The sequence below is a fragment of the Nocardia acidivorans NBRC 108247 genome (genome assembly GCF_001625085.1).
GTDB lineage: Bacteria > Actinomycetota > Actinomycetes > Mycobacteriales > Mycobacteriaceae > Nocardia > Nocardia acidivorans.
In genome coordinates this window covers 1-2,996 of the sequence record NZ_BDAW01000139.1, presented here as the reverse complement: position 1 = coordinate 2,996, position 2,996 = coordinate 1, and the positions used below count along the sequence as shown (strand labels likewise).

Sequence of the window (2,996 nt, the reverse complement as noted above, 5' to 3'; positions counted from 1 at the left end):
CCGGCCGCGCCCAGGCTGGCCAGTACCGCGTCCACGCCGCGCGCCACCACCGCACCGGCCGCGTGGGCGGCGGCGGTCGGATCGTGTAATTCGACGGGGTCGATACCGGTGAGCTGGGCCAGCTCCTCGGCATTGGGTTTGAGCAATTGCGGTGCGGTGGAGTCGAAGTGCTCGGCGAGGGCCAACAGCGGCGCATCGGAGGTGTCCACGGCGACGCGGGTGCCGCGCAGGCGGTGCAGCAGCTCGACGTACCAGTCGGCCGGGACCAGCGGGGGCAGCGAGCCCGACAGCACCACCCATGAGGCATCGCGCGCGAGTCCGATGAGCATGTCCGCCAGGGCATTTCGCTCGGGCTCTGTCAGCGGGGCGCCGGGTTCGTTGATTTTCGTTGTGGTGCCGTCGATTTCGGTGAGGGTCAGGTTGGTGCGGGCGGGTCCGCCGCACGGCACCGCACGGAAGTCGAGTCCGGTGGCGGTCAGCGCCCGCAGCAGCGGATCGCCGTCGGTGCCGGGCAGTACGGCGATGGTGGCCACGCCCGCCGCCGCGATCACGCGAGAGACGTTGACGCCCTTGCCACCCGGGTACGAGGTGGCCGACCGCGCCCGCTGCAGATCGCCGCGGCACAGGGGTCCGGACAGCGCTACGGTGTGGTCGATACTGGGATTCGCGGTGAGGGTGACGATCACGCGGTCACCACCTCGATACCGCGCTCGGACAGTTGATCTCGCACCGCGGGGAGCAATTCGCCATCGGTGACCAGCACATCGATATCGTCGATGGCGGCGAAGCGCATCAGATCCTCGCGCCCGATCTTGGTCGAATCGGCGACCACGACCACCCGGTGCGCACTGGCCACCATGGCCCGTTTCACAGCCGCCTCATCGGAATCGGGGGTGGAGAGCCCGTGCCCGACGGTGAGCGCGTTGGTGCCGATGAACGCCACATCCACCCGTAGATCTCCGAGCGCGCGCAACGCCTCCGCCCCGACCGCGGCCTGGGTGACCCCGCGCACCCGCCCGCCGAGCAGATGCAACCGCACGCCCGAATATCCGCTCAGCCGTACGGCGATGGGCACCGAGTTGGTGACCGCGACGAGTTCGCGATCGGCGGGCAACTGTGCCGCGATGCGCACCGTCGTGGTACCCGCGTCGAACAGCGCGCTGCCGCCGGTGGGCGGCAGGAAAGCCAAGGCGGCCTTGGCGATTCGGTCCTTCTCGGCGGCCCGGCTGTGCTCACGCTCATTGGTGCCGAGTTCGAGGGCGGTGAGCGCCGCGGCGGGCATGGCCCCGCCGTGCACCCGGCGCACCAGGCCCATGCGATCGAGGGCGGCCAGATCGCGGCGCACGGTCTCGGTGGTCACATCGAACTGCTCCGAGAGTTCGATGACCGATACCCGGCCGCGCCGCCCGACCAGGACGGCGATGGCTTCCTGGCGCTCCTCGGCGTACATCCGAACCTCCGCATCGCTGTGTTGTCTTATGTTGTTTTATGCCCGAATGTGTTGCTTTGTCAAGTACTTCGAGTAACCTGGGTCACACCCGTAGTTGGTGTGCAGGAGAGAGATCATGACGCGATCACCACAGGAACAAGCCGGTTCGACGGTGTTGCACGGTACGCCGGCAGTGCCCGGGGTGGTCGCCGCGCCCGCCATTCGGCCGGTGCCGCATACGCATTGGGACCTCGCGTCCGAGACGATTCCGGAGCCCGAACGGGCGGCCCAGGCCGAAATCCTGCGGCGGGCCGCGAAATCCGTCGCCGATCGCCTATCCGCGCGCGCCGCGAACGCGACCGGCGCGGCGGCGGAGGTGCTGGCCGCCAACGCCGCCATGGCCGTCGACCGCGGCTGGCTCGGCACGGCCGAACAGCTCATCGCCACCGGCACACCCGCCGCCGGAGCCGCACGGGCCGCCACCGAGCGGTTCGCGACCATGTTCACCACCCTGGGCGGCGTGATGGCCGAGCGCGTGACGGATCTGCGCGATGTCGGCGACCGGGTGCTGGCCGAACTGCTGGGCGCTCCAGAACCCGGCATCCCCGTTCCCGACGCCCCCGCCATTCTGCTCGCCGATGACCTCGCGCCCGCCGACACCGCCGGGCTCGACCCGAATCTGATTGTCGGCCTGGCGATGTCGCTGGGCGGGCCGACCGGCCACACCGCGATCATCGCCCGCCAGCTGGGAATTCCCTGCGTGGTCGCCGTCGCCGGACTCGACGGCGTACCGGCCGGAGCGGACATTCTCATCGACGGCGCGGCGGGCCGGATCGTGGTGCGCCCGGAGCCCGAGATGGTCACCGCAGCCCTTGCCGGATACCGCGTTTCGACCGAGCGGGCCGCGCACTGGTTCGGTCCGGGCGGCACCGCCGATGGGCAGCGCGTCGAGGTGCTGGCGAATGTGCAGGACGGCGCCGGAGCGCGGGCCGCAGCACAGAGCCCGGCCGAGGGCGTGGGCCTGTTCCGCACCGAATTATGTTTCCTGGAGCGCGAATCCGAGCCGCCGGTGGCCGAACAGGCCAAGCTGTACCGCGAGGTCCTGGACGCCTACCCGCAATCGAAGGTGGTCATCCGCACGCTGGACGCGGGCTCGGACAAACCACTGCGCTTCGTCACGCATCCACAGGAGGCCAATCCCGCGCTGGGCGTGCGCGGCGTCCGAATCACCGTGCAGGACACCGGAATATTGGATCGGCAGCTCGAGGCCATTGCCGAGGCGGCGAGTGGCCGTGAACGCGCGCCGTGGGTCATGGCCCCGATGATTTCGACGGTGGCGGAGGCGAAGTCGTTCGCCGACCGGGTGCGCGCATACGGGCTGACACCCGGGGTCATGATCGAGGTTCCGGCCGCCGCGCTCCTGGCCGACGCGATTCTCGAACAGGTCGACTTCGCCTCGATCGGCACCAATGATCTGGCGCAGTACACCATGGCCGCGGACCGGATGTCGCCGCAGCTGGCCGCCTTCACCGACCCCTGGCAGCCCGCCGTGCTGCGACTGGTGGCG

Annotated in this window: 2 protein-coding genes and 1 pseudogene; 1 reads left to right on the top strand and 2 read right to left on the bottom strand. The window is 70.1% G+C overall.

The genetic code is table 11. The features are described from left to right. Together NA10_RS34980 and NA10_RS34975 are read right to left on the bottom strand one after the other, a co-directional pair. On the bottom strand, positions 1 to 686 hold a 686-nt coding region (locus NA10_RS34980; RefSeq protein WP_067574986.1), incomplete at its 3' end, for a 1-phosphofructokinase family hexose kinase. Then, positions 683 to 1,450 (bottom strand): DeoR/GlpR family DNA-binding transcription regulator, encoded by a 768-nt coding sequence (locus NA10_RS34975; protein ID WP_067574985.1) that lies wholly within the window; start codon positions 1,448 to 1,450, stop codon positions 683 to 685. The genes NA10_RS34975 and NA10_RS34980, both read right to left, overlap by 4 nt. Positions 1,451 to 1,488: 38 nt before the next feature. On the opposite strand from NA10_RS34975, the pseudogene NA10_RS34970 reads away from it, so the two are divergent. After that, positions 1,489 to 2,996, top strand: a pseudogene (locus NA10_RS34970) (putative PEP-binding protein); the annotation flags it as partial.

Coding starts and splice junctions, on each gene's coding strand:
- NA10_RS34975 (WP_067574985.1), bottom strand. CDS start 1,450: ATGTACGCCGAGGAGCGCCAGGAAGCCATCGCCGTCCTGGTCGGGCGG.